Raw genomic sequence first — 25,734 nt, 5'->3', positions numbered from 1 at the left:
CGGTGGCGCCTTGACTGCAACCTGCTTTACAGTCGTTTTCACAGTCGTTTTTTTAGATGGGACGCTAACTGATTTCTTTATATCTGTTTTTGCAGCAACCGACTTTGATACCGTCTTTTTGACAGCCGGCGCGGACGCTGCCGCTTTACTTACTTTAGGCGCTTTGATATCTTTTGCCCCCGTTTTTTTACCCGCCACATTAACAGTTGCTGCAGTCTTTGCTTTTGCGACAGCCTTAACTGGCGCGACTACTTTCGGTGCCTTGGCAGCGACAGGCTTACTGATGGCTTTGGACGGCGCTTTCGGGCTGGTAGTTTTTGTTTTGGCTACAACTGCCTTACTCACCGTTTTTGCTGCGGTGCTGACACCTGCATTTTTAGATGCCTTTGCCGTAGTTTTTTTAACCGTTGTAGGCATCAGGGTTTTCGAGGGTTTCTTCATTGCGCTAGCCATTGAATCAAACCATCCGGAACTGAGGAAGTCGCCTGCTGACATATTTTGCAAAAAAGACATACTCCTGCATCAGACCAGACGATCTGTATGCGGAGCAAACCATTTTTGCTTCAGACTTCCCGAGTCTCAGCGCCAGTGTTTTGGGTTACTCGGAGGAGCATTACGCTCACCTAAACAACACATTTTGCGACAATCAAATGATTTTACGCAAAATGAAACAACCTAAGACCTTGAATCGTAAGCCTTTAATTATACCACGCGAGCGTCACATTCTCTAGCCCAAAGCCAGAGTAACGACAACTAAATTGATAAAAAAATAGGCAAACCATTTATTATCACAGACATAGTCGAAATAAATTCAGATGAAAAACTGACAAATTTCTTACGGAAAAAGAACCGCCGCGAGTTACTGGCGACTCCCAGCTTCCGCGGCCGCCTCTTTGCGCAAATCTTCCTGCAACTGCATAATTTCACGCCAGCGCGCCTTTTCTACTTCAGTGCGCAAACCGGATGCCACCAATCTTTCTGCCTCATATTTGAGCGCCTGAGAGCGAATCTGTCGGATGGCACCAAGCAATTCCAGCCTGACCAATTCAGCATCAGCATCGGTCTGACCTGCCACTTCCGCGATCAAACCATCGAAATCGGAACTAACGACGCGCAATCGCTCAGCCAGCGCTGCAAATTGCGCCCCCTCGCCCATCTCTTTCGCAATACCGACTAACTGCATCAACATCTCTGCGCCATCCGGCGCCAACAACGCCGCCTCAGCAAGAGCAACGTCGTCAAGCATCAGCGCTAAGGCTGGATAAGCCACGAGTATCCGCATAATCTGGCGCTCAAGGCCAACCGGCGCACTGCGTTTCGACCGTGGCGGAGCAAGCTTCTGACGGGCAACTGGCTGGGAAAGCTCAAACAAAGCCTCGATCTCGGCGGGAGTCGTCTGCGTCACCTGCGCCAGATTGCGCACCATTTGCAAACGCAACCCAGAAGGCTGCATCGTTTGCAGCAAGGGTTTAGCGTCAAACTGCGTTTTTGCACGCCCCTCTGCCGAATTGAGATCATGATCAGCAATCATCTCCCGCATGAAAAACTGGGACAACGGCATCGCCTCATGTACTTGCTGCTCAAACGCGTCCGCGCCAAATTCACGGATAAAGCTATCTGGATCATGCTCGGCAGGCAAAAACAGAAACTTAATAAATTTATCGTCATTCGCATGAGGTAAGCAGGCATCGAGCGCACGCCGGGCAGCGCGTCGGCCGGCAGTATCACCATCGAAGCTGAATACAACATGATCTGTCTGCCGCAACAATTTTTGTACGTGTGTTGGCGTACAAGCTGTGCCCAATGTCGCAACGGCTTGCGGAAAACCCATTTGCGCCAGCGCAACGACATCCATGTAGCCTTCGGTGACCAGTACATAACCGGCATCACGAATCGCCTGACGCGCCTCAAATAAACCGTAGAGTTCGTAGCCCTTCTGAAATAGCGGCGTTTCAGGGGAGTTCAGATATTTAGGCTCGCCCTGCTCCATAATGCGCCCGCCAAAACCTATGATCTGCCCCTTCGTATTACGAATCGGGAACATCACGCGATCGCGGAAACGGTCATAGCGCTTGCGTCCACCACCTTCTTCGTCGCTTTTATCGATGACCAGCCCAGCCTCAACCAGCTCGGGCGCCTGATAGTCCGCAAAGACAGAGCGCAAACCATCCCATGCATCCGGCGCAAAACCCAAACCGAAACGAGCAGCAATCTCCCCGGTCAGACCACGCTTTTTCAGATATGCAATCGCTGGTGGTGCCGAGCGCAACTGCTGCTTGTAATACTCCCCGGCTTTGGTCATGACTTCTGACAAGGCCAGACTTTTCGCCTGCACCTCCGCCCGTTGCGCTGGCAGCATGCGATCTTCTTCAGGAACGACCATGCCATTACTTTGCGCCAAGTCACGAATGGCGTCGACAAAGCTTAAACCTGAATATTCCATCAAAAACCCGATGGAGCTACCATGCGCACCGCAACCAAAGCAGTGATAAAACTGCTTGGTCGGACTTACGGTAAAACTAGGGGATTTTTCATTATGAAAGGGACACAAACCCATATAGTTTGCGCCACCTTTTTTCAGCTGGACGTATTTACCCACCACGTCAACAATGTCAACGCGGGCGAGTAAATCCTGAATAAAGCTTTGTGGAATCAAGTCTGCTTACCGGTTTTTCAACCGCTGCAATTGACAAATAAAATACAAAATTAACGGCTCAAAGCTGCTTTCACCAAGCCGGATACTTTTCCCATATCTGCGCGGCCGGCAAGCTTCATTTTTAACACGTCAATTACTTTACGCATATCCTGCGGACCTGCAGCGCCAGTCTCGGCAACAGCAGCGGCAACCGCCGCCTGAACTTCTTCATCAGACAAAGCCGCTGGCATATAGGTCGAGAGCACAGCCAATTCCGCTTTTTCGATATCGGCCAGATCCTGGCGGCCACCCGCTTCGAATTGCTGAATCGAATCTTTGCGCTGCTTGATCATCTTCTCAATAATGGCGAGGATCATGCCATCATCCAATTCAACGCGCTCATCGACTTCTTTTTGCTTCATTGCTGCCGTCAACAAACGGATAGTCCCGAGCTTGCCAGCTTCCTTGGCACGCATCGCGGCTTTCATATCATCGGTGATTTGCTCTTTTAAGCTCATGACTTACCCCTGAGTAACTGAATCAGATAAAAATAATAAAGCCCGCTGCGGCTGACCGGAGCGGGCATGCAATACCTAAGCAATGCAACACCGAAAGTATCTGACTACGCCAGACACCAAATCGGAATTAATACATTTTCTTAGGCAATTGCTGACTACGAATACGTTTGTAGTGACGCTTAACTGCTGCTGCCAGCTTACGCTTACGCTCTGCAGTTGGCTTCTCGTAGAACTCGCGAGCGCGCAATTCGGTCAACAGACCGGTCTTTTCGATAGTGCGCTTGAAGCGGCGCATGGCGACTTCGAACGGCTCGTTTTCTTTAAGGCGAATTGTGGTCATGTAAGTTCAAACCAATGAAAGATTTATAGAAGAACGAGATATTAGCAGGCTTTTGCAGATATGGGAAGGACGATGATTAAATCTTACGCAAAAAATTGCCTCGCCCTAGCAAAAAACAACAAGAAGTCAACACCCCAAGCCATATTTTTTAAGAAAAATGGGGAGTATCCGGCAAAAACGAATAAATGTCCGCGTTAAATCTGGGGTTTAAAATATACTCCCCCCAGTATATTTAGCCTCTCCCAGATTGCCTCTGCTCTCGCTACTTCAGATTGGGCGAACCGGATCACACTGCCATTCCGGCGGCGCTGCCCGAAGCCCATGCCCATTGGAAGTTATAACCTCCCAGCCAGCCAGTGACATCCACCGCCTCTCCAATAAAATACAGTCCGGGAACTTTGTTCGCCATCATGCTCTGCTGCGACAACTCTCGCGTATCCACTCCGCCGCGCGTCACTTCAGCCTTGCGATAACCTTCAGAACCATTAGGAATCAGCTCCCAGCGATTGATTTTTTCGGCCAGCAAACGCAAACGCTTATCCTGCATATCCGCGATTTTTAGATTGCCATCGAATGCATGGGCAGTCAGCAGGCCATCAATCAGGCGTACCGGTAAATATTGTGACAAATAATTTGCCAGATTCTTTTTTGTCGTCGTTTTAGCCGCGATCAAATCTTCTGCCAGATCGATTTCCGGCAACAGATTAATCCGGATAGGCGTACCCGGTTGCCAGTAACTTGAAATCTGCAATACGCCCGGCCCCGACAAGCCCCGGTGCGTGAACAGCAAATCTTCACGGAACAGCGCTTTGTTCTTCTTGTCGCCGGTCTCAATATCGACTTCAAGAGAAATGCCAGACAGCGGCACAAACGGCTCCCACGCAGCCGCGTCAAACGTCAATGGCACCAAAGCAGGTCTGGTCTCTATGATTTTCAAACCAAACTGACGCGCAATCTTGTGTGAGAAATCGGTAGCACCGATCTTAGGAATCGACAGCCCGCCCGTTGCAACGACAACTTGCGCCGCCATGATGTCGCCTTGCGACGTCTGAACGACAAAGCCAGCATCGGCCGTTTGTACATCAGTGACTGCACAAGACATGCGCCACTGCACCTTACCCAGATCACATTCCGCCTTCAGCATGCGAATGATGTCTTCGGCACTGTCATCACAAAATAACTGGCCTTTGTGTTTTTCGTGCCAAGCGATGTTGTAGCGCTTCATCAGAGACAAAAAATCTTGCGGGGTGTAGCGCGACAAAGCACTTTTACAGAAATGCGAATTTTCTGACAAAAAATTGACAGGGCTGGCATGCAGATTCGTAAAATTACAACGGCCGCCGCCAGAAATGCGGATTTTTTCAGCCAGACGGCTCGCATGATCAATCAACACAACACGTTTGCCACGCTGCCCGGCCACCGCCGCACACATCATTCCTGCCGCGCCGGCACCGATTACAGCAACATCAAATTGTTTATTCATGGCAGCCTCAAAAAATTCAGGCGTGATTGTAGCGGAATCCACTTCAGCTACGGACAATAACAATCAGCAATACGAATCAGAATGGCGCTACCACGCGACGCCGTCAACACGTCAGCCGCTTGATCGTGCGGCTCAACCAGCGATGCTGCTTTACAGTGCAAAATCGCCTCATCGTAAAAATCGCGCCATCGGATTCTGCAAATACAGAAAACTGAGGTTGCTGATCGCGGAGTACCCGACTGTTTGAAATTCACCACACGATTTCGCTCATATCTAAACTTATTTTTGTCATAAAAGAGTTAACACTTGACTTGATTTACATCAAAAGAGATAACTAATTGCAGCCGCAAGCAAACGTTTGCGCAGCGACGATCAAACAAAGAACACCATCGTCGCTACGCACACTTCTGGCTCATTAATGCACTCAATCTGGTCACTGATCAACCACTATGGGGACTCCCTTCATGCAAAAGTTATTTTCTCATTCCGTACTGAAAGTACAAGCTCGCAGTCTGATTGCATTAGCAATCGCATCTGCGTTTCCTATGCAGTCTGCATGGGCACAGGAAGCAAGCAACGATACGACGAAACTGGAAACAGTCATCGTCACCGCGAACCGCCGCGCGGAAAACATCAAAGAAGTGCCGATGTCCATTTCCGCCATTAAAGGCGAGGCGCTTGATACTTATAATGCCAGCGGTCAGGATATCCGCTTCCTTTCAGCGCGCGTACCCAGTCTGAATATCGAATCCGATTTCGGTCGGTCTTTTCCTCGGTTTTATATCCGAGGCCTGGGTAACACTGATTTCGATCTGAATGCATCGCAACCTGTCGGACTTATTTTTGATGATGTCGTACAAGAGAGCCCTATCCTCAAAGGCTTCCCGGTTTTTGACGTCGATCAGGTTGAAATTTTGCGCGGTCCGCAAGGCACACTGTTTGGTCGCAACTCGCCGGCTGGCGTGCTGAAATTCGACTCAGCAAAACCAACGAACCGCTTTGAAGGTTACGGCAGCCTCGGTTACGGCAACAATAATGCGGTGAATCTGGAAGGTGCCATCAACGTGCCGCTCAGCAAAGAATGGGCGATGCGCTTCTCAGGTCAGGCGCAAAGCCGCGATGACCGCGTGACCAATCCACGCTCTACCGGTGAAAAAAATCTGGAAGGCTACCGCGACAATGCTGCGCGCCTGCAGTTCTCTTACAAAACATCTGACTTCAGCGCTCTGATGAATTTACATGGTCGCGACATGTCTGGTAACGCGACCTTATTCCGCGCCAATATCATCCAGAAAGGCACGAATAATCTTGTACCTGGCTTCGATTACGGAACCTACCCTACCGATGGTTTGAACACCCAAACCCTGACTTCCTCCGGTGCCAGCCTGCGTCTGCGCTGGGATTTGCCGGGCATGAGCATTCACTCCATCACGGCGTACGACAAAGCAAAATTCTATAGCCGAGCTGACGTTGATGGTGGTTACAGCGCCGGAGCAACTTCCGGCCCGGGATTCATTCCGTTCGCATCTGAAACCGCTGATGGCCTTCCAAATCTGAAACAAGTCACTCAGGAAGTCCGCCTTGAGTCCAATACCAAAGACTCTCTGCAATGGATCACAGGTCTGTACTATTTCAGCGAAGATCTGCAAGTCGACAGTTTTAACTTTGATTCCATGAGCGCTGGCAACCCACAAAATGGCTATGCGGTACAGCATCAGAACGCAAAATCGTGGGCCGCATTCGGGACTCTGAATTATGCGGTTAACGAAAAACTGAAATTGCGTGGCGGCGTGCGCTACACCAGCGATAAAAAAGATTTTGACGCACAGAGAACGCAGACGCCATTTGGTGGGAAAAATACCGATTTCCTGCAAGCACATCCGTCTTCCACTAACGTTAGTTGGGATCTGGGTGCCAATTACACGTTGGATAAAGAAACATCTTTATTTGCCCGCGCAGCAACCGGCTATCGTGCTCCTAGCGTTCAAGGTCGGGTTCTTTTCGGCGACACTATTTCCGTCGCACAATCAGAAAAAACCTTGTCATTCGAAGCAGGTATCAAAAAGGATATTCTGGACAATACGGCTCGTGTGAGCGCGACAGTATTCCATTACACAGCAAAAGATTTGCAGCTCACTGCTGGTAGCGGCAGCGTCAATCAAAACAAACTGGTTAACGCAGATAAAGCCGTTGGTCAGGGTTTTGAACTGGATTTACAAGCAAATCTGAACCGCAACTGGAAAACGACGGTAGGTGTCAGCTATAACGATACTGAAATCAAAGATGACAAACTGTTCGTCGCTCCATGTGGCAACGGTTGTACTGTAACAAATACGAAAGGCCCTGTCGCCGGTACAGTTTTAATCGGCGGCAACCCGTTGCCACGTGCGCCTAAATGGGTAGGAAATTTCTCGTTGAAATATTCGACGCAAATCGGTGCCGGTACTCTGTATGCGAATACGGACTGGGCTTACAAAGACAGCTACAACATGTTCCTGTACGAAGCAAAAGAGTACAAAGCAAAGTCTATGCTGGAAGGTGGTCTGCGCGTTGGTTACGTCTGGGCCGATGGCAAATATGAACTCGCCGCTTATGGCCGTAACATCACCAATAAGCAACAAGTCATCGCCGCAATCGACTTCAACAACCTGACAGGTATCGTCAATGAACCACGCAGCTATGGCGTGCAGTTCAAAGCAAACTTCTGATACACCATCGCACATAAAAAAACGCCGGACTCATCGTCCGGCGTTTTTTTTAGTTAATCGTTAGCGGTGCCTTCGCACAATATCCAGCAAATATATCTCCGGCAAATTACCTCGCTAATCGCTGATGAATCAGGCGCGACACCAGCACACAATGCTCTACCTGCGCCGCAATATTCACTGGTACGGGAATTTCGTCATTTAATACGCGCTGTATCCATGCTGCGGTGGTAGCAGCATCGAACTGCTCTGGAATATTTTCAATCTCTCCGACTATCACAGACTGGGTGTGAGCCAAGGTTGTCACCTCACCTTCGTGTATCCAGTCTATCTGCTGTGCACGCCCGGTACTGGCAACCGTTTCCCCTTCGGTTCCACGCATCAAAAAGACATCGCCAGCGTCATGTGGCGCACGCTGACTAAAATAGTGCAGCAACATCTGCTGATATTCCGGATGAGTGTAAGAAGTCAGGCGCAAAGCCGGTGTTGTAAAAGGCTGCAGCAACTTCACCAAGGTGTGTGTCGAGTTACGGACACCGAGTATTTTTCGTAAAGCTAGCAAACGTGCGAGGGCTGGAGCAAGCAATTCAACGGGAATAAAAGCCGGGCGCGATAAAGACATTTCAAGGCTGATATCAGAGGCATTACTACACACGGGAAAATTCAGCGCGGAAAAAATTTCGACAGTAGTCACGCGACCGGGGTCACTACTAACGCCATGCACCAACACAGGAACGCCGCGACGAGCCAATAAGATTGCGAGTAATGGCGTCAGATTCGCTTTTTTGCGTGCGCCGTTGTAACTCGGTATCAATACCGGAACATAGTTGGTACTGAGCGGAGCTTCCAGCGCCAGCATAAACGGGCGGGCAGCATGTAAAAAACCAGCGATTTCATCGATCGACTCGCCTTTGATACGCATCGCCAGCAAAATTGCACCCAACTCAAGGTCGCTGACGCGACCATTCAGCATTGCGGTATATAAGCTTGCAGCATCTTCAGATGACATACTGCGGGCACCATCTTTTCCCCGGCCAATTTCCTTAATGAATCTGGCGGCTGGAAAAGCTGTTGCAACTGTTTGAGTCAGATCGTCGGTCATCAGTTTATTTATCCAGAATAGCTAATATGGTTTCCCATTCATGCGGAGTCACCGGCGTTATCGATAAGCGACTGCCTTTTTGCAGTACCAGCATACTCTCTAACCCGGGTACCGATCTTAACTCTGCGAGGCTGAATAAGCGTGTTTTACGCAAGGCCTTAATATCAACCATCATCCAGCGCGGATTTTCTCTGGTCGACTTAGGATCGAAATATTTACTGTCGGGATCAAACTGCGTATGGTCAGGATACGATGTGCTGCTCACTTCCGCGATACCGGCAATGCCCGGCTGGGCGCAACTGGAATGATAGAACAACACGCCATCACCGATTCGCATCGCATCCCGCATAAAATTTCGTGCCTGATAATTTCTCACGCCAAACCACGGCACGCTCTTCATTGCCAGCACGTCATCAATACTGATCTCATCAGGTTCTGACTTCATTAGCCAATAATTCATCGTCGTTTGAGAGGAAGGTAAAAATAAATTGTCGCACATTCAGACGCGCCAAATAAAAAAACGACTGTCAGAAATGACAGTCGTTTCAGAATAAGTCCCCACCGATGCCGCTATGCCGGCATCCTGAACCTAAGCGGTTCAAGTTGGCCACGGTCAGTTCAATTTCGGGTTCATCGAACTAGCGACGCTCACACCCATCAAACAATATCCCACAGCCTATGCACATAAATGGTTCAAGGAATATATGGCATTGGCGAACACGGCAGGGAATTAAAGTTTACTCTCAAATGCGATTGAAGCGAGAACTATTTTGCTCATTTTTGATTAAATTAAGTAATAACTCTAAAAATCAAAATAGATTTTCTTGCGGAGTCAACGCCTGATCCATCACCTCATGCATCTGCGTCATCTTTTGTTTTACTTCCGACAAAGACAATCCAGATAAGGGACCTTCGGGAGATTTCGTCGCCAGTAATTCCGTCGTCATACCCAACGCCGCCATTACAGCAATCCTGTCAGTACCTTTGACCCGGGAAGAATCACGAATTGCACACATCTTCGCATCAAGATAAGCAGCCGCTTCGCGCAACGCCCGATCTTCACCTTCTTTGCAGGACAACTTGTAAGCTTGTCCCATGATATTGACGTCAACCTGAATCAATTTTTTATCAGTCATGCTGACACCTCTTCATCCTTCAGGACTTCTGCTGGTAATTGTGTCAGTAAAGCAGTAATCCGTTCATGCGCTTGTTGCATACGTTCCCTGACATCCTGATTCTGCGTCGTTAACGCGGTCACCTCATTACGCAAGGCAGCGTTCTCCACCCGCAAGGCATGGGTAAGCTCAGCAAGCTTGGCTACTTTTTCAGCAAGCAATTCGAAATCGGAAATCATCATATGTTTATGTGTATTGGGGCGCGACAAACCTGACTTCTTATTATACGAGCAAACCCTCGGCATCAGCATCGTGATCTAAAGCTAAACACTTAAATTCAGTGTCTGAACGATGTATTCAGCATCCAGAAACACTTCTCAAACAAAAAGCGCACTGCTTAAAACCAGAAAAATCAGAATGCGTTCCCAAGATTTTACGTACCGAATTATACAAATTGGCGCTTAGCATCACACTTTTTTTGAAAATAGGTTATTATTTGACGCATAGCTAACCACGCTTGGTTCTTCATTGGCATATTCAAGGTGAGAAATAAATCTCCGCTATTGAATTTAAGCCAATCGCCGCCAGATCCAACCTCTGAATACGGCGAGTTCCCAACTGCCCGACCGATATTCTGTGGCGCTGTTACCCCTTAATTTTTCCCTCTCGATGAGGATTCCATGAGCGAAAACATCAAATACGTAAGCGATGCTTCTTTTGAAGCTGATGTATTAAAATCTGACAAACCTGTCCTGGTCGATTTCTGGGCCGAATGGTGTGGTCCATGCAAAATGATTGCGCCGATTCTGGAAGAAGTTGCTAAAGAATACGATGGCAAAATTATTGTCGCAAAAATGGACGTTGATGCAAATCAGGCAGTTCCTGCTCAATTTGGCATCCGTGGCATCCCGACACTGATACTGTTTAAAAATGGCGCAGTAGCCGCACAAAAAGTCGGCGCACTGGCTAAAGGTCAGCTGATCTCTTTTATCGATAGCAATATCTGAAAATTTGCTCACCAACTGCGCTGGATGTTCTTTCTGATGGTGTACAATCCTTCAAAAATAAAATCCGGCGCTGTATGCGCATTGAGCACAAAGTACAAATATATAAAGAATGCTTAACAGGTCGCTGACCTCAAAAGACAAATAACGATTCTGTTTATTCCGCAGTTCCTCTGTTCACTCCCCCACCTCATATTCCCGTCCCGGGACACTCACCATGCATCTATCTGAATTAAAAGCCCTACACGTATCCGCATTGCTGGAAATGGCTATTGGGCTTGATATTGACAACGCTGCACGTATGCGCAAACAAGAGTTAATGTTTGCGATTCTGAAAAAACGTGCAAAAGCAGGCGAACAAATTTTTGGCGATGGCGCACTCGAAGTATTACCTGACGGTTTTGGCTTCCTGCGCTCGCCCGATGCCAGTTACATGGCATCGACCGACGATATCTATATCTCGCCTTCGCAAATCCGTCGTTTCAATCTGCATACCGGTGACTCGATTGAGGGTGAAGTCCGTACTCCTAAGGATGGCGAACGCTACTTCGCACTGGTGAAGGTAGACAAGGTGAACGGTGAATCACCGGAAGCATCGAAACACCGTATTCTGTTTGAAAATCTGACGCCACTGCATCCGAACAAAGTACTGACGCTGGAACGCGAAATGCGCGGCGAAGAGAATACGACGGGCCGGATCATCGACATGATTGCACCAATAGGGCGTGGTCAACGCGGTCTGCTGGTTGCATCGCCGAAATCAGGTAAATCGGTCATGCTGCAGCATATCGCGCATGCCATCACCACTAATCATCCTGATGTAACATTAATCGTTTTACTGATCGATGAACGTCCTGAAGAAGTGACCGAAATGCAGCGTTCCGTGCGTGGTGAAGTGGTTGCTTCCACTTTCGACGAGCCAGCAACGCGCCACGTTCAGGTCGCCGAGATGGTGCTGGAAAAAGCCAAGCGTTTAGTCGAAATGAAAAAAGATGTGGTCATTCTGCTCGACTCGATTACCCGTCTGGCGCGTGCCTACAATACAGTTATTCCGGCCTCCGGCAAAGTGTTGACCGGTGGTGTCGATGCCAATGCACTGCAACGCCCAAAACGTTTCTTTGGTGCGGCACGTAATGTCGAAGAAGGTGGTTCATTAACCATTATCGCCACGGCACTGATAGAAACCGGCAGCCGTATGGACGACGTGATCTACGAGGAATTTAAAGGCACGGGTAACATGGAAGTGCATCTGGAACGTCGCCTGGCGGAAAAACGCGTTTATCCAGCAATTAACCTGAATAAATCTGGCACACGTCGTGAAGAATTACTGATCAAACCAGATCAGCTTCAGAAAATCTGGATTTTGCGCAAATTGCTGTACTCGATGGATGAGATCGAAGCGATGGAATTCATTCTCGATAAAATGAAAGCCACCAAAAATAATGCAGAGTTTTTTGAAATGATGCGTCGTGGTGGTTGAGTACTGCCATCGCTGTTGAATGAGCGATGGATGTACTTAAAAGAGCCGACAATGAAAATTGTCGGCTCTTTTTTCGTCTTACTGACTGATATCAATTTCATGAAAATAAAAAAGGCTTCCTGAATTACATCAGGAAGCCTTTTTCTTTAAGCGAACAATTTACTGCGAGATAGCTTTCACTTCCCAACCACCACCAACCGCTTTATACAAGCTGACAACAGCGCTGAGATGTGCCCGCTGAGTGTCAATCAACGCTGTTTCGACCGCAGCCAGATCGCGTTGCGCGTTCAACACTTCCAGATAACTGCTGTAACCATTTTTATAGCGTAACTCAGCTAAACGCTGACTATCTTTCAATGCCTTGACGCGCTTCAGATTTGCGCGATAAATCTGCTCATTCGATTCAGCGCTGCTCAACGCATCATGCACGTCGCGGAAGGCTCCTTGTACCGCTTGCACATACTGCGCGGTGGCCTGCGTTTTGCGAGCTTCAGCTCCAGATACCACCGCACCGATCGCCCCGGCACGGAATACCGGCTGCACCAGATTGGCACCGAGATTCCACAGCAACGATGTCGGATCAACCAAATCTTTGAATACGCGCGACTCGTAACCTATACCTGTCGTCAACTTCAGACTAGGAAAGTACGCCGCCTTCGCCTGCCCGATATCCGCATTCGCCGCCACCAGCGTTTGTTCCGCCGCCAGAATATCCGGACGGCGATTCAACACATCGGATGGCAAATCAGCAGGTAAGCTCAGATGTTGGTACAACGCCTGGATATCATTACCACGTGCGATCACTGGTTGCGCGACTGCTGCAGGGCTACGTCCAAGCAACACTGCTATCGCTGACTCAAGATTGGAGACCGCCAGCTTCGCTTGCGATACGCTGACTTCTGCGGCAGCGGCCTCTGATTCGGCTTGATGCAAATCCAGCTCACCTGTCGCACCAGATGCAAAGCGTTTCTGTTGCAAACGCAAATTTTCCGTACGCGTCTGATAAGTAGCCTGCGCTAACGCCAGTTGTGCGTCAGCGGCACGCAAGGCGAAATAACTTTGTGCAAGATTACTGAACAAACTGGTTTGTACCGTCGTACGGTTGTACTCCTGTGCGAATAATCTTGCTTTCGCAGCCTCATCTGCACGAGATAATTTCCCCCAGAAATCGACTTCATAAGACGCAGTCAAACCCAGCTGGAAATCTTTACTCACAGGCTCAGCGCCAGCGCCCAACTTACCGGCAGTCTCACTGGTACGGACTTTAGAGCCGCTCAGTGTTGCGTCAACACTAGGATAGCGGTTCGACTTCGCGCCAACAGCAAGAGCGCGAGCCTCTTCTATACGCCCTGTCGCCAGCAGCAAGTCCTGATTATTTTTTGCCGCTTCCTGTATAAGATCAAGCAGAACCGGGTCACTGAATGCGCTCCACCATTGCACAAAATCAGTATTGGCCGCTTTACCGCCGGTTACGTCCAGCTTGGCAGGAACCTCAAGCTGAGGACGTTGATAATCAGGCCCGACCGATGCACATCCGGCCAGCGCCAGACTCGCGACAATAGTGCTCAGGATAAATTGAGTTTTCAACATAATTACTCCTTCCCTTCTACTTTTTTTTCTTTAATCAGCTGCCCCAGAGGGATGTGATCAGGATGATGGAAGTCTTCAGGGAATGTTTTAAACCGCTTGTCATTAATCAGTTTAAAGAACAAAGGAACAAAGAAGATCGCGAGGAAAGTCGCTGCCAGCATACCGCCCAAAACACCGGTACCCAGGGATTGGCGTGCCGCAGCACCCGCACCGTGTGAGAATGCCAAAGGAACCACACCCAGAATAAACGCCAGCGATGTCATCAGAATCGGACGGAAACGCAAGCGTGCTGCTTCCACCGCCGCTGCAACCGGCGCATAACCCTCGTGCACTTTCATCACCGCGAACTCCACAATCAAAATCGCATTTTTCGCCGACAAACCAAGTAAGGTGACCAAGCCGATCTGGAAGTACACGTCATTATTAAAGTGACGCAGATACACCGCCAGCAGCGCGCCGAAGATACCGAAAGGCATCGCCAGCAATACCGAGAACGGCAGCGACCATTTTTCGTACTGTGCAGCCAGAATCAGGAAAATCATTAAGACACCCGCACCCAATGCCAGACCTGCGGCGTTGCTGCTACGTTTTTCCTGGAACGATGCACCACCCCAGTCATACACCACATCCGATGGCAACACATTTTTCGCTGCACGTTCCATCGCCGCGATCGCCTGACCAGAGCTGAAGCCCGGTTTAGCATCGCCCATGAGTTTAATCGCAGGCAAGGCATTGAAACGTTCTACCGAGTCAGGTCCAGTAATGAACTTGATCGTGGTAAATGCACGGATCGGTACCATCTGACCATTGGCAGCGCGCACATACATGCCGCCAATATCGTCTGGTTTAGCGCGGAACTGGCCTTCTGCCTGTAACTGTACTGTGTAGATGCGGCCATTTTTATTGAAGTCGTTCACATAGTAACTACCCATCGTAGCAGCCAGTGTGCTGTAAACATCGGCCAGCGCAACACCCATCGATTTGGCTTTTTCATTGTCCACATCCACGTACAATTGTGGTGAATTCGCTTGCCATAATGTTTTCACACCTGCGAGTTCTGGCTGTTTGTTCGCTTCTGCAATCAGCAAAGGCAAAATCTCTGCGAGACGTTTAACGCCACCTTCACCAGCATTCTGCAGATAGAACTCGAAACCACCGGTTTGACCTAAACCCTGAATCGCTGGCGGAGCAAAAAATAAAGGTAAGCCTTCTTTAATGCCACCCGTTTTCATGTAGCTTTCGCCAACCAACTGTTGCGCGGATTTACTACGTTCTTCCCATGGTTTCAACGGGAAGAACATCGTCGCTGCGGAGGATTTCAGGCCACCACCGCCAAGGAAATCCAGACCAACTAACGCAAATGTAGTGTCGATATCCGGATTCGTTTTCATTGCCGCTTCAACTTGTTTGACGACGGCATCGGTACGATCAAGCGATGCACCATCCGGCAAAATCGTCGCGCCGATGAAATAGCCCTGATCTTCATCAGGCACCAGTCCACCAGGGACGGTTTTCCAGAGGACACCAGTCAAAGCCACCATGCCGAGCACTAACGCAACGCCTAACACGGCTCGCTTGAGGAAAAAGCTGACGCCATTGGTATAGTGTTTTGTGAAACGCAGGAAAGCCGCGTTAAACCACAAGAAAAACGGATGGTGATTTTCTGCTCCGGGTTTCAATAAAATCGCACACAGAGCCGGGGTCAGAGTCAAAGCAACGATACCGGATAACACTACCGCGATCGAAATCGTGACAGAGAACTGGCGATATAATTCACCGGCAAGGCCACCAAGGAAAGCAATCGGTCCAAAAGCCGCCACCAGCACCAGCACAATCGCAATCACAGGCCCGGTCACTTCTTGCATCGCTTCAATTGCCGCGTCCTTCGGGGTCATACCCTCTTCGTTCATCAGGCGCTCAACGTTTTCCAACACCACAATCGCATCATCAACAACGATACCGATCGCCAGCACCATACCGAACAGCGTTAACGTGTTAATACTGTATCCCAGCAGATGCAGCCCCGCCATCGTACCAACAAGCGATACAGGAACCGCCAGCGTAGGAATGATGGTTGCGCGCCAGCTTTGCAGAAACAGATACACAACAATGAACACCAGCACCATCGCTTCGCCCAGAGTCTTGAGTACTTCATAAATAGACTCGGTCACAAACGGTGTCGTGTCATATGGTGTTGCGTAACTCATTCCTTCCGGGAATTTTGCCTTCAGGTCTTCCAGTGTTTTCTCAACCGCTTTACGTGTTTCCAACGCATTTGCGCCGGTTTGCAAGAACACACCGATATTGGCAGATGGATGTCCATTAATACGACCGTAGAGGTTGTAATCTTTTGAACCCAGTTCGACACGCGCCACATCTTTAATGCGTATCGTGGCACCACTCTTATCCGACTTCACGATGATATTGGCAAACTGTTCCGGTTCCAGCAAACGCCCTTTGGCGGTGACGGTCATCGTCAACTCTTCGGTATTATTCGGCGTCGCACCAATCTTGCCTGCAGCATACTGTGCATTTTGCTCATTCACCGCATTAGAAATATCTGCCACTGTGACACCAAGCTGCGCCATACGATCAGGACGCATCCAGATCCGCATTGCATAGTCTTTCGCACCGAAAATCTGTACGTTCGTTGTTCCCGGAATCCGCTTGATCGCATCCAGCACATTTTGCGTCGCGTAATTAGAAAGATACAAAGCATCGTAACGATTGTCAGGCGAATATAAAGCGGCAACCACCAGGAAATTCGACGAACTCTTGGAAACTGTCACGCCCTGACGACGCACTTCTTGCGGCAACTTGGCATCGGCCTGACGCACGCGGTTGTTCACGTTCACCGCGGCAATATCGAGATCGGTACCGACTTCGAAGGTCACGTTAATTGACACGCGACCATCTGCAGACGAAACCGAGTCCATATACAGCATATGTTCGACACCGTTGATCTGTTCTTCAATCGGGGCGGCGACGGTGCGCTCAATCACTTCGGCAGAAGCACCTGGGTAAACGGCAGTCACATTAACTACCGGCGGAGAAATTTCCGGGTAGCGAGAAATTGGCAGGACGCGTAATGCGGCCAGACCAGCCAGCACGATAATCAGCGAAACGACAGTCGCGAAAATCGGCCGGTTAATAAAAAATTTAGAGAACATGAATTATTCCTTGTCGCCCGCTTCTGTCAGAAGCGGGATGTTCATAAAGAATGGAGTGCTATCAACAATAAGCTATGCATCTCTCAATGCGTATCGACACGTTTACTTAGCACTGGCAGCCGAAGCGGCAGATGCAGCGCCAGATGCAGAAGCGCCTTCTTTTGCAGTAGCCGGAGCTGCTGTTGGTGCTGGTGCGGCATTGGCTGCCTGTGCAGAAATAAGCACTGGCTTCACTGTCATACCAGGATCATGTGCTTTGATCACGCCGTCAACCATCACGCGCTCACCAGCTTTGAGTCCTTTGGTAACAATCCATTCTCCGTGCGACCAGCCGTCAAGCTCAACCGGACGAGGTGCCAGTTTGTTATCTGGTGTCACCACAAAAACAATCTTGCCCATCGGTGCATCAATCACAGCGCGTTGTGGTACAGCGAGTGCCCCTATACGTTTCGCCCCTGACAACATGACGCGAACAAATTGTCCAGGACGCAGAGTACCGTCAGGATTAGCCACTTGCGCACGCGCATCAAAACCGCCATTGGCAGCGTTGATACGCTCACTGACAAAATTCATTTTGCCTGTCGTCGGGAACATACTGCCATCGGCCAGTTTCAGCTTCACATCAAAGCCTATGCTGCCATTTTTAGCGGCTTTTCCTGGTACAGCAACCTTGCCGCCATTCACCTCTTTGGAAACTTTCAGGTAATCTGATTCCGGAATGCTGAAGTTGACATACAAAGTATCGGTCTGAACGATCGTAGTTAATAAACTGTCTGCGCTGGTGATCAGACTACCGTTCGACTTAGCCGCCATGCCAGTCACGCCGTCAATTGGCGCCACGACTTTGGTATAGCCCAGATTCAGTTTTGCTTCATTGGCCTGCGCACGCGCTTGCTTGTAGCTCGCTTCTGCGGTTTCCAACGTTGACTTCGCATCGTCAAATTCTTTTTGACTAATCGCTTTTTCTGTCGCAAGAGGTGCCAGACGCGCATATTCACGTTTTGCCTGATTCAGCTTCGCTTCTGCAACACCAGCAGAAGCTTCGGCGGAGGCCAGTTGCGTCTGATAAGTTGCTGGGTCGATCTGAAATAAGACTGTGCCTGCTTTCACGCGGGAGCCTTCTTCGTATAAACGATTTTCCAGAATTCCCGGAACACGCGCCCGGATTTCTGTTTCTTTCGAGCCTGCAGTCTGGCCCACATATTCAAAATCCACTGCAAGATCACGACTTTCCAGCGCAACTACATTGACTTCTGGCGGAGGCATATTGCCCGGACCAGCATTTTGCCCACCTTGCTTGCCGCACGCAGTCAACACAATTAAAGACAAACTGATCGCCAGCACACTGGCTGCGCGGCGAGAGAACAATTGCGATATCTGTGATGACAGGGTCAAGGACTGGGACGAAGGGAAACCTGAGGAGTACATAGAAATTCTTTCTTATAAATGAAAGGACGGTGTGCTATTATATACATACACGAATGTTTGTAAATGAAATTCTGAAATGACCCTATAGATTAGCAAGGCATTCACAGATAACGATGACAACTTGATTACGAATCGTGAAATCATCGAAATTAACGGCAGGTTGAATTCAACAAGCGCACCAAGATTGAGCCCGTTATTATTATCTGGATAGCGTTGTTTCTCATGTAACAAAGTATGAATTTTTCGTAAAAAGAAGTGTACTGCCGCAAACTTCGTGGAAATAGAGTCATTCTGGTATTGCGATAATTGCGCACCCCTCTTAAGATGCCGACCAAAAAGAGGAAAGCGCCTCTTTATAAAAAACGGGGACGCATCAGACAGAGTGATATCAGCGCTTCCGGTTACCTTCGGCGACCGGGCGGCAGATATGGACTTAGCAAGGAAAATCATGGCAAGAAAGACGAAAGAGGAAGCACAGGAAACCCACACGGCTCTGTTAAATGCTGCGGAAGATGTCTTCTCGACCAAAGGCGTGACCAACACAACGCTGAATGACGTAGCATGTGCAGCAGGAATGACGCGCGGCGCTATCTATTGGCACTTTAAAGATAAGAATGCGCTGTTTCAGGCGATGTGTGATCGCGCCTTCCTGCCTATGGAAGCCTTATTGAACGAAATCAGTGATGCTCCCCAAAAAGATCCCATCGCAGCGCTACGCCAGTTGAATATCCACTTTCTGAAGCTGGTATCCAGTGATTCTCGTCAACGCAAGGTATTCGACATTATTTTTCATCGCAGCGAAAAAAATGTTGACCTACCCTACTTCGAAACTGAAAAAGAAAAACGCACAGAATGCCTGAATAAAGTGCAGGTCATTATCGACAATGCAGTAGCTTCAGGTCAGCTGCCCCCGGAGACTGATACATGGATCGCCATGCACGCGAATCATAGTTTCCTGGTAGGTCTCATCGGCGAATGGCTTGAGGACCCAAATGCATACTGCATCAACACGCACGCAGAGGATATGGTGGATATGTTTTTAAGCGGATTAATGACACGCCCTCCGCTTAAAAAAAATCCCCCGTCTGCCTGAGTACAGGGTAAGCGCAGCTACTGGCAGTACTAATCGTATTCAAGCAGGCAATTTCAGATCAAACTTTACTGCCAGCATCCGTAACGCGAAAGTACTGATAATGCCGGCGAGTAAGGCTGCCGCATCGTTAAACTGAAGGTAAGTCATCCCGAGATAAACCCAGCACCCCGTGAAAGCACAGGTAGCGTAAAGTTGCCCGCGCCGGAACACCATCGGTATCTCATTACAGATCACATCCCGCAATACACCACCAAAAATACCAGTAATAACGCCCATCATGGCACAGACAAAAGCCGGCATATCCAACTCCAGTGCCAGCGACGTTCCTGTCACGCTGAACAAGCCCAAGCCTAGAGCATCTGCCCACTCGATCGCGCTCTCAGTAACAGCATGGCGCAAATGACGAAACAAAGGTGTGGCGATCAATGCCAGTAAAAAAATCAATATAGGATATTCCTGATTTTCCACCCAAAATAGTGGTCGGCGATCGAGTAACAAATCACGCAGCGTGCCGCCACCGAAAGCAGTAATAAAGGCGACAGTAAACACACCGACCGGATCCATACGCTTGCGCCTGGCTTCTATAAATCCGGAACAGGCAAAAGCCACGACACCTGCCACTTCTATGGTGTGCAGCATTGCGTTCATTCCTACATAGCTTCCTGCCATACTCTTCTCACATCATTCAATCAATGCCAAATTTTAACTGTAGTCCGGCTAATTCATTACATAAAACTAAAACAGCAACGCTATAGAGATAAACAAAACTAAGAAATCAATCCCCCCTGCATTCATTGATTGATTAGTAAACATGGTAAAACAATCCGATATGGCGCCAACGACCAATCCTATTGTATAATCGCGAGCTTGGCATTTTGCAATCGCGAAATCCATCATTACTTTAACTCTGGCAAGTGATACGCAATCGGGTCAAGAAGCGAGACGACCGACGAAGTGCTGATTGGCTACCAACTTTATATTGAGGCAAGCATGAAAGAAGGCATCCACCCAAACTATCGCGAAGTGTTGTTCCACGACGTTTCTAACGATTTCAAATTCATCACACGTTCAACTATCAGCACAAAAGACAAAGCTGAATTTGAAGGTAAAGAATATCCACTGGTTAAGATCGAGGTTTCTGCAGAATCCCATCCTTTCTACACTGGCAAACATAAAATCGTTGACACCGCTGGTCGCGTTGACAAATTCCGTAAAAAGTTCGGCAGCGTTGGTTCCAAGACTTCTGTTGCTAACTAATTCGTGCAATGATTTAAATAAAAAAAGGCAGCTCAGGCTGCCTTTTTTACTTCTTCTTTCCTTACAATAAGCACGCTTTCCACCCACATTTAAAGCTATGAAGCCAGTTCGTCTTCCTGCCTCCGCCACCATTGCCCTTCCTCGCTGGGGAATACTGGCACTCTGTCTGCTCTACATCCTGCCAGGCCTGATTGGACGAGATCCATGGAAAGGCGATGATGCAACAAGTTTCGGCATCATGTGGACGATGGCACAAGGCACGCTTTCCGACTGGCTGTGGCCACATATCGTTGGTCTGCCCATGGCAGAAAAAGGACCACTGGCGTTCTGGATCGGTGCGATCTGCATCAAACTATTCGGCGGTATTGTTGGCGCCCCTATGGCGGCCCGACTGTCGACTGGTTTTTTCTTTTTACTCGGATCAGTTTCAGTCTGGTATGCAACCTATCTGCTCGGGCGCCGTGCAGAAGCCCAGCCACTGAAACTCGCGTTTGGGGGGCAACCGGATCCTAAAGATTTCGGCCGCACACTTGCCGACGGTGCTTTACTCATCTACCTCGGATGCCTGGGTTTACTGATACGTAGCCATGAAACTGGTGCTGAAACCCTGCAAATTTCACTGGTGGCATTCACTCTGTATGTTTGCGTCCGCCTGCTCGATACGCCGAAAATTTCTCTTAGTGCTCAATTAGGACTTAGCCTCGGTCTGCTCGTGCTGACGAAAGGCTGGGTGCTGCCGGTTACCTTATTTTTTATACTGATTGCACTATGCGTCTATCGCCAACAAACGCAGCACATTAAATTTATTGTTGCAGCGTTACCGGTTGTACTGCTTCCAACAGCAATCTGGCTACTCGCCATACAAATAAATCATCCCTACGACAGCAGCCCGGTCCCCGCCTGGATGTTATGGAATTATCGTCAGATTAACTGGCCTGGCATCGATAGCATCAGCTACTTTTTTAAATATAGCATCTGGTTTGCGTGGCCAGCCTGGCCTTTTGCTGCGTGGGCTATTTATGCGTGGCGGAGGCAAGAAAAAGCGCTGCATATTGCGTTACCAGTTGCATTCCTGTTCGGATTTATCATTCTGGCCTTAATGAGTCAAAACGCAGAGGAAAGTTTATTACTTCCGCTGCTGCCTCCAATGGCAATTCTTGCCGCATTCGGCCTGCCAACAATGAAGCGCAGTGCGATCAACGCTGTTGACTGGTTTGCAGTGACCGTACTCACAGGCACTGCGGGCTTTATCTGGCTAGGCTGGATAGCAGAGCAAACCGGCGTCCCAAGCAACTTAGGAGCTAAAATCCTAAGACTGGCTCCGGGTTTCGAAGCAAGCTTTAACCCGTTCGTTTTTATGCTCGCTTTCATCGCTACGCTCGCCTGGTTCCTTCTGGTTTATTGGCGTATTTCGCGGCAACCATCGGTTCTTTGGCGGGCAGTCGTACTGTCGAGTGGCGGACTTATTTTATGCTGGTTGCTGCTGCTGACATTATGGCTGCCGTGGATTAATCACCGAGTGACGTACGCCAGTGTTGCCGAAGACCTCGCCCAGCAACTACCGAATAAAGCATACTGTATCGAGGGATATATCGGGCCATCGCAACGAAGTACTTTTGCTTACTTCGGCAAAATTCAATTCGCCGGATTCTCGGACCATGACTGCGGCTATCTGATGGTGCAGAATAGCCGGAAGCAAACTACCACACCCGTTATGCCAGCTCACGTAGACGCTGAACAATGGGAGCCCGTCTGGAGTGGGCACCGCGCTGCCGATAAAGATGAACTGTTTATATTGTATCGTCGCAAATTGCAGTAATGACATAGCGATAAGCATATCGGATCGTTTACAACCATGTATGCTCATCGCGATCAGGGATGCGTTACCCAAAATATTCAGCAGCGTTAATCGCGCTCTTACTTATCCAACGCTGGCTCAATGCGATCAAAAAAATCGAATCCTCTTGCAACTGGCGATAGAGAGAGGGGCTTTGAATATGTCGAACGCTTGAGCCCGTGGAAGGACAGCATGGGGCAATTCTAATTAGCGCTGCGCGTAATATCAGCGCATCCCATATTTTTATGATCAGCAACTATTCAAAGATACGTTTTGTATCATCAACAAAAACACATGCATTCCTTCTCACCGTTGGTAGCGGCAATTTGTGAAAATTTACAGACGAACCAACGGATACATCACGAAACGCATAAAACAAAAAACCCGCGTTCTCATAGTGAGTAACACGGGTCATTGGACTACTTTGTACTGCTTTAAACAATCTCTTGGTGCCGAGAGCCGGAATCGAACCGGCACGCCTTGCGGCGCGGGATTTTGAGTCCCGTGCGTCTACCTATTCCGCCATCTCGGCAACGCATAAGGGAGATTATGACATTAATAGGCAAAACTTGCAATACGCACGACCAATCAGGCTTGTTCTTATCTGCAAAAATAAATCTCATTACCGCGAACTGAATCGCGCTCGATTAATATCTATACTCATCAGCAAGATGCTTGTTAAAGCTGTATTTTGTCCCACCTTGTAACGCATCAACCAATCGCTTGGGATTCGCCGCAGAGATAAAGATATCAGCGACGCCATCTTTAACACGAAACTTGGTCGCGGGGCTCAGGATGTTATTCGCCTTAATCGTTAAGTGACGAATGACTCTCGCTTTATCGCTACAAATAAGAAAATGAATTTCTTTGCGGAAGTGAGTCAGAGGAATATTGAGCCACCAGCCTTCATCGCCCGAGTAACGGACAACATTAGAAAACTGTGTATTCATCTCATTAAGTATGTTTGCACGTAAAGACTCGTTAGCGATCAATATGGCTTCAGATTTATTCATTGTTACCTTAAAAAATAAACTGATTGCGTGTTCTGCAATCTCATTCGTCATTGTAAATGCGAAGCCAGAAACTAGGCATACCGATAATCGGGAAAATCCCGGAATAACCTTAGATTACGCCTGAACTCAAATTTTCCGTTTATACGAAATGCAAGAACAATTTACAATCAAGTCTGTTTTTGCTGATATGAATCTTGATTAAAACTGGTGGTCAAATTTTTTAACATCACGGGAGAGTAAATGAGTTCTTTTTCAAAGCATGGCGTCATTGCTATGTTGCTGAGTTTTTCGAACATTTGTCTGGCAGCGACACCTGCAACTGTGCGGGTGGACTATATGCATACTGGCAACGATAAAACTGAACAGTATGCTTTAAGCCGCGTCTTGATAGAACCACTGCCTTGGCCTGGCAATCTGCAACAAAATATTGACACATCTAACCGCGGAGTTAACAAGGTGGAAGTGAGCGACCTGAAAACGGGTGAACTCATTTATTCGAGGGGGTTTTCAACTATTTTTGGTGAATGGAAAAGTACAGATGAAGCAAGCAAGTTAAATCGTGGCTTTGAAGAGTCGGTGCGATTTCCCAAGCCGGACAAGCCTGTCCGCGTCACCATACAGAAACGAGATGAGAACAATGTATTTGTGCCTGTATGGAGCGTTGACATCGATACAGACGCACAGGATGTCATACGCAAGCAACCGCGAGCTATCGCCAAACCCGTGCCTATAATCGTCAATGGTCCATCGCCGGAAAAGGTGGATTTATTAATTCTTGGGGATGGTTACAGTGCCACGGAAATGAAGAAATTTATCGCAGATGCACGTCGTTTATCGGCGCATCTTTTTAAGGTTTCACCATTTAAAGAACGTGCCAAAGACTTTAACGTCTGGGCAATCGCCGTTCCAACGAGCGACTCGGGAGTTTCACGCCCTTCGACCGGAGTACATCATGCATCTGCACTCGGCACACGTTACGATATCTTTGGCAGTGAACGCTATATTCTTACAACAGATAATCGCGCGTTGAGAAACATCGCCCAAAATGCTCCGTACGAATTCATTGAAATTCTTGTTAATAATGAGACTTATGGAGGCGGAGGTATTTTTGGACAATTCAGTACTGCGGCGGCAAAAAATGATTGGGCTGAATATCTGTTTGTGCATGAATTCGGCCATCACTTTGCCGGCCTCGCTGATGAATACTACACGTCGCCTGTTGCGTATCAAAGTAGTGAGGTATTGCCAGAACCATGGGAACCGAATGCAACAGCTATGCGCGACCCGGCTAATCTGAAGTGGAAACACAAGGTAAGGCCGGGGACGCCATTACCAACTCCATGGCCTAAAACTGTGTTTGATCAGCATGCAAAAGAATACCAGCAAACACGAATACAACTACGCGCACAAAATCGACCTGAATCCGAAATGAGTGCTTTGTTTAAGAAGGATCTGCAATTTAATCGCCAATTGTTTTCCAATGCGTCGCATAAAAACGATGTTGGCGCTTACGAAGGGGCGAACTATGAGTCAACTGGATATTTCCGTCCGCAAATGCAATGCATTATGTTCGATCGTAGTGACTCTTTCTGTGACGTATGCAACGAAGCGATCAACGTCATTATTGATTTGTATAGTCAATCGGGAGTAAAAAATTAAGTCTGATTACGCAACTACAACAAATTTATCCACGAATAAAAAGAGTGAAGTTGTGTTTTGATGTTCGATTAATACATCACCGCTTCAGAAAGCGCCTCTGATCTGATACGGACTTAACGGAGGCGACACTGTGGAATAAAACGAAGAGTGACAGCCCCCTGGAAATGACACTCAAGATCAAACAAAGGAGCCTGCGGGCTCCTTTTTCTTTACCCGGCGTACTGACCGCTGGTCAGTAAGATCGAAGAGCAGAAGACGGCTGAATAAGGAGTGGTAATGGGAAGAGGCGTCGGGATCAGAAATAA

General features: G+C 48.5%; 21 protein-coding genes, 1 tRNA gene and 1 other RNA gene. 8 read left to right on the top strand and 15 right to left on the bottom strand.

Translation table 11 applies throughout. The annotated features are described in order from the left end of the window. Positions 1-10 precede the first annotated feature (10 nt). Positions 11-679, top strand: coding sequence for a hypothetical protein (locus H8K26_RS11790; RefSeq protein ID WP_190479760.1), 669 nt, complete (start codon positions 11-13; stop codon positions 677-679). 180 nt (positions 680-859) lie between these two features. Here the strand turns inward: H8K26_RS11790 and dnaG are convergent, their stop codons facing one another. The 4 genes from dnaG to H8K26_RS11770 all read right to left on the bottom strand — a co-directional run bounded on the left by dnaG (position 860) and on the right by H8K26_RS11770 (position 4,976). After that, on the bottom strand, positions 860-2,656 hold the full coding sequence (gene dnaG, locus H8K26_RS11785) for a DNA primase (RefSeq protein WP_186885013.1): 1,797 nt from the start codon (positions 2,654-2,656) through the stop codon (positions 860-862). Positions 2,657-2,706: 50 nt separating this feature from the next. Continuing rightward, on the bottom strand, positions 2,707-3,153 hold the full coding sequence (locus H8K26_RS11780) for a GatB/YqeY domain-containing protein (RefSeq protein ID WP_190479758.1): 447 nt from the start codon (positions 3,151-3,153) through the stop codon (positions 2,707-2,709). 127 nt (positions 3,154-3,280) lie between these two features. Then, entirely contained in the window at positions 3,281-3,493 is a 213-nt protein-coding gene (gene rpsU, locus H8K26_RS11775; RefSeq protein ID WP_005877634.1) for a 30S ribosomal protein S21, read from the bottom strand. A gap of 286 nt (positions 3,494-3,779) precedes the next feature. Beyond that, complete coding sequence (locus H8K26_RS11770) at positions 3,780-4,976, bottom strand: BaiN/RdsA family NAD(P)/FAD-dependent oxidoreductase (RefSeq protein WP_186897851.1); 1,197 nt, start codon at positions 4,974-4,976, stop codon at positions 3,780-3,782. A gap of 464 nt (positions 4,977-5,440) precedes the next feature. Between H8K26_RS11770 and H8K26_RS11765 the strand changes: the two genes are divergently transcribed. Next, positions 5,441-7,684, top strand: coding sequence for a TonB-dependent receptor (locus H8K26_RS11765; protein ID WP_190479756.1), 2,244 nt, complete (start codon positions 5,441-5,443; stop codon positions 7,682-7,684). 106 nt (positions 7,685-7,790) lie between these two features. On the opposite strand, the gene ybiB is transcribed toward H8K26_RS11765, so the two are convergent. The 5 genes from ybiB to H8K26_RS11740 all read right to left on the bottom strand — a co-directional run bounded on the left by ybiB (position 7,791) and on the right by H8K26_RS11740 (position 10,140). Then, a complete protein-coding gene (gene ybiB, locus H8K26_RS11760) occupies positions 7,791-8,783 on the bottom strand; it encodes a DNA-binding protein YbiB (protein ID WP_190479755.1) in 993 nt (330 codons plus the stop codon). Positions 8,784-8,787: 4 nt separating this feature from the next. After that, positions 8,788-9,243 carry an EVE domain-containing protein gene (locus H8K26_RS11755; protein ID WP_190479752.1) on the bottom strand — a complete coding sequence of 152 codons (456 nt, stop codon included), beginning with the start codon at positions 9,241-9,243 and terminating at the stop codon, positions 8,788-8,790. Between the two features lie 91 nt (positions 9,244-9,334). After that, positions 9,335-9,515, bottom strand: a non-coding RNA gene (gene ssrS / locus H8K26_RS11750) — 6S RNA. A 77-nt stretch (positions 9,516-9,592) separates the two neighbouring features. Further along, complete coding sequence (locus H8K26_RS11745) at positions 9,593-9,904, bottom strand: cell division protein ZapA (RefSeq protein ID WP_186885277.1); 312 nt, start codon at positions 9,902-9,904, stop codon at positions 9,593-9,595. An 11-nt stretch (positions 9,905-9,915) separates the two neighbouring features. Beyond that, positions 9,916-10,140: a DUF904 domain-containing protein gene (locus tag H8K26_RS11740; protein WP_223826996.1), complete on the bottom strand. Its 225-nt coding sequence runs from the start codon at positions 10,138-10,140 to the stop codon at positions 9,916-9,918. Between the two features lie 438 nt (positions 10,141-10,578). Between H8K26_RS11740 and trxA the strand changes: the two genes are divergently transcribed. After that, positions 10,579-10,905 (top strand): thioredoxin TrxA, encoded by a 327-nt coding sequence (gene trxA / locus H8K26_RS11735; RefSeq protein WP_186885006.1) that lies wholly within the window; start codon positions 10,579-10,581, stop codon positions 10,903-10,905. A gap of 214 nt (positions 10,906-11,119) precedes the next feature. Next, positions 11,120-12,382 carry a transcription termination factor Rho gene (gene rho, locus H8K26_RS11730; protein WP_186885005.1) on the top strand — a complete coding sequence of 421 codons (1,263 nt, stop codon included), beginning with the start codon at positions 11,120-11,122 and terminating at the stop codon, positions 12,380-12,382. Between the two features lie 159 nt (positions 12,383-12,541). Here rho and H8K26_RS11725 read toward each other — a convergent pair whose 3' ends face one another. From H8K26_RS11725 to H8K26_RS11715, 3 genes are all read right to left on the bottom strand, one after another. Then, positions 12,542-13,972, bottom strand: a complete 1,431-nt coding sequence (locus H8K26_RS11725) for an efflux transporter outer membrane subunit (protein WP_190479750.1) — start codon at positions 13,970-13,972, stop codon at positions 12,542-12,544. A gap of 2 nt (positions 13,973-13,974) precedes the next feature. Next, entirely contained in the window at positions 13,975-17,142 is a 3,168-nt protein-coding gene (locus tag H8K26_RS11720; protein WP_186885003.1) for an efflux RND transporter permease subunit, read from the bottom strand. Between the two features lie 102 nt (positions 17,143-17,244). Next, positions 17,245-18,570: an efflux RND transporter periplasmic adaptor subunit gene (locus H8K26_RS11715; protein WP_190479749.1), complete on the bottom strand. Its 1,326-nt coding sequence runs from the start codon at positions 18,568-18,570 to the stop codon at positions 17,245-17,247. Between the two features lie 382 nt (positions 18,571-18,952). On the opposite strand from H8K26_RS11715, the gene H8K26_RS11710 reads away from it, so the two are divergent. Next, the gene (locus tag H8K26_RS11710) at positions 18,953-19,663 is read left to right on the top strand and encodes a TetR family transcriptional regulator (protein WP_190479747.1); all 711 of its coding nucleotides are present in this window, start codon (positions 18,953-18,955) and stop codon (positions 19,661-19,663) included. Positions 19,664-19,702: 39 nt separating this feature from the next. Here H8K26_RS11710 and H8K26_RS11705 read toward each other — a convergent pair whose 3' ends face one another. Then, positions 19,703-20,311 carry a trimeric intracellular cation channel family protein gene (locus H8K26_RS11705; RefSeq protein WP_186885275.1) on the bottom strand — a complete coding sequence of 203 codons (609 nt, stop codon included), beginning with the start codon at positions 20,309-20,311 and terminating at the stop codon, positions 19,703-19,705. 342 nt (positions 20,312-20,653) lie between these two features. On the opposite strand from H8K26_RS11705, the gene H8K26_RS11700 reads away from it, so the two are divergent. Beyond that, a complete protein-coding gene (locus tag H8K26_RS11700) occupies positions 20,654-20,920 on the top strand; it encodes a type B 50S ribosomal protein L31 (RefSeq protein WP_186885000.1) in 267 nt (88 codons plus the stop codon). Positions 20,921-21,017: 97 nt separating this feature from the next. Then, entirely contained in the window at positions 21,018-22,739 is a 1,722-nt protein-coding gene (locus tag H8K26_RS11695; protein ID WP_190479745.1) for an ArnT family glycosyltransferase, read from the top strand. Between the two features lie 465 nt (positions 22,740-23,204). Here the strand turns inward: H8K26_RS11695 and H8K26_RS11690 are convergent. Next, positions 23,205-23,289, bottom strand: a tRNA-Leu gene (locus H8K26_RS11690). A 115-nt stretch (positions 23,290-23,404) separates the two neighbouring features. Beyond that, on the bottom strand, positions 23,405-23,821 hold the full coding sequence (locus tag H8K26_RS11685; RefSeq protein ID WP_223826995.1) for a hypothetical protein: 417 nt from the start codon (positions 23,819-23,821) through the stop codon (positions 23,405-23,407). A 222-nt stretch (positions 23,822-24,043) separates the two neighbouring features. On the opposite strand from H8K26_RS11685, the gene H8K26_RS11680 reads away from it, so the two are divergent. Beyond that, positions 24,044-25,429 carry an IgA Peptidase M64 gene (locus tag H8K26_RS11680; protein ID WP_223827017.1) on the top strand — a complete coding sequence of 462 codons (1,386 nt, stop codon included), beginning with the start codon at positions 24,044-24,046 and terminating at the stop codon, positions 25,427-25,429. The last annotated feature ends 305 nt before the right edge of the window (positions 25,430-25,734 follow it).

Source organism: Cognatundibacterium aquatile, from assembly GCF_014699135.1.
Classification (GTDB): domain Bacteria; phylum Pseudomonadota; class Gammaproteobacteria; order Burkholderiales; family Burkholderiaceae_D; genus Undibacterium; species Undibacterium aquatile.
The sequence above is the reverse complement of the archived record's forward strand: the minus strand, read 5'-3'. Positions and strand labels throughout refer to the sequence as shown.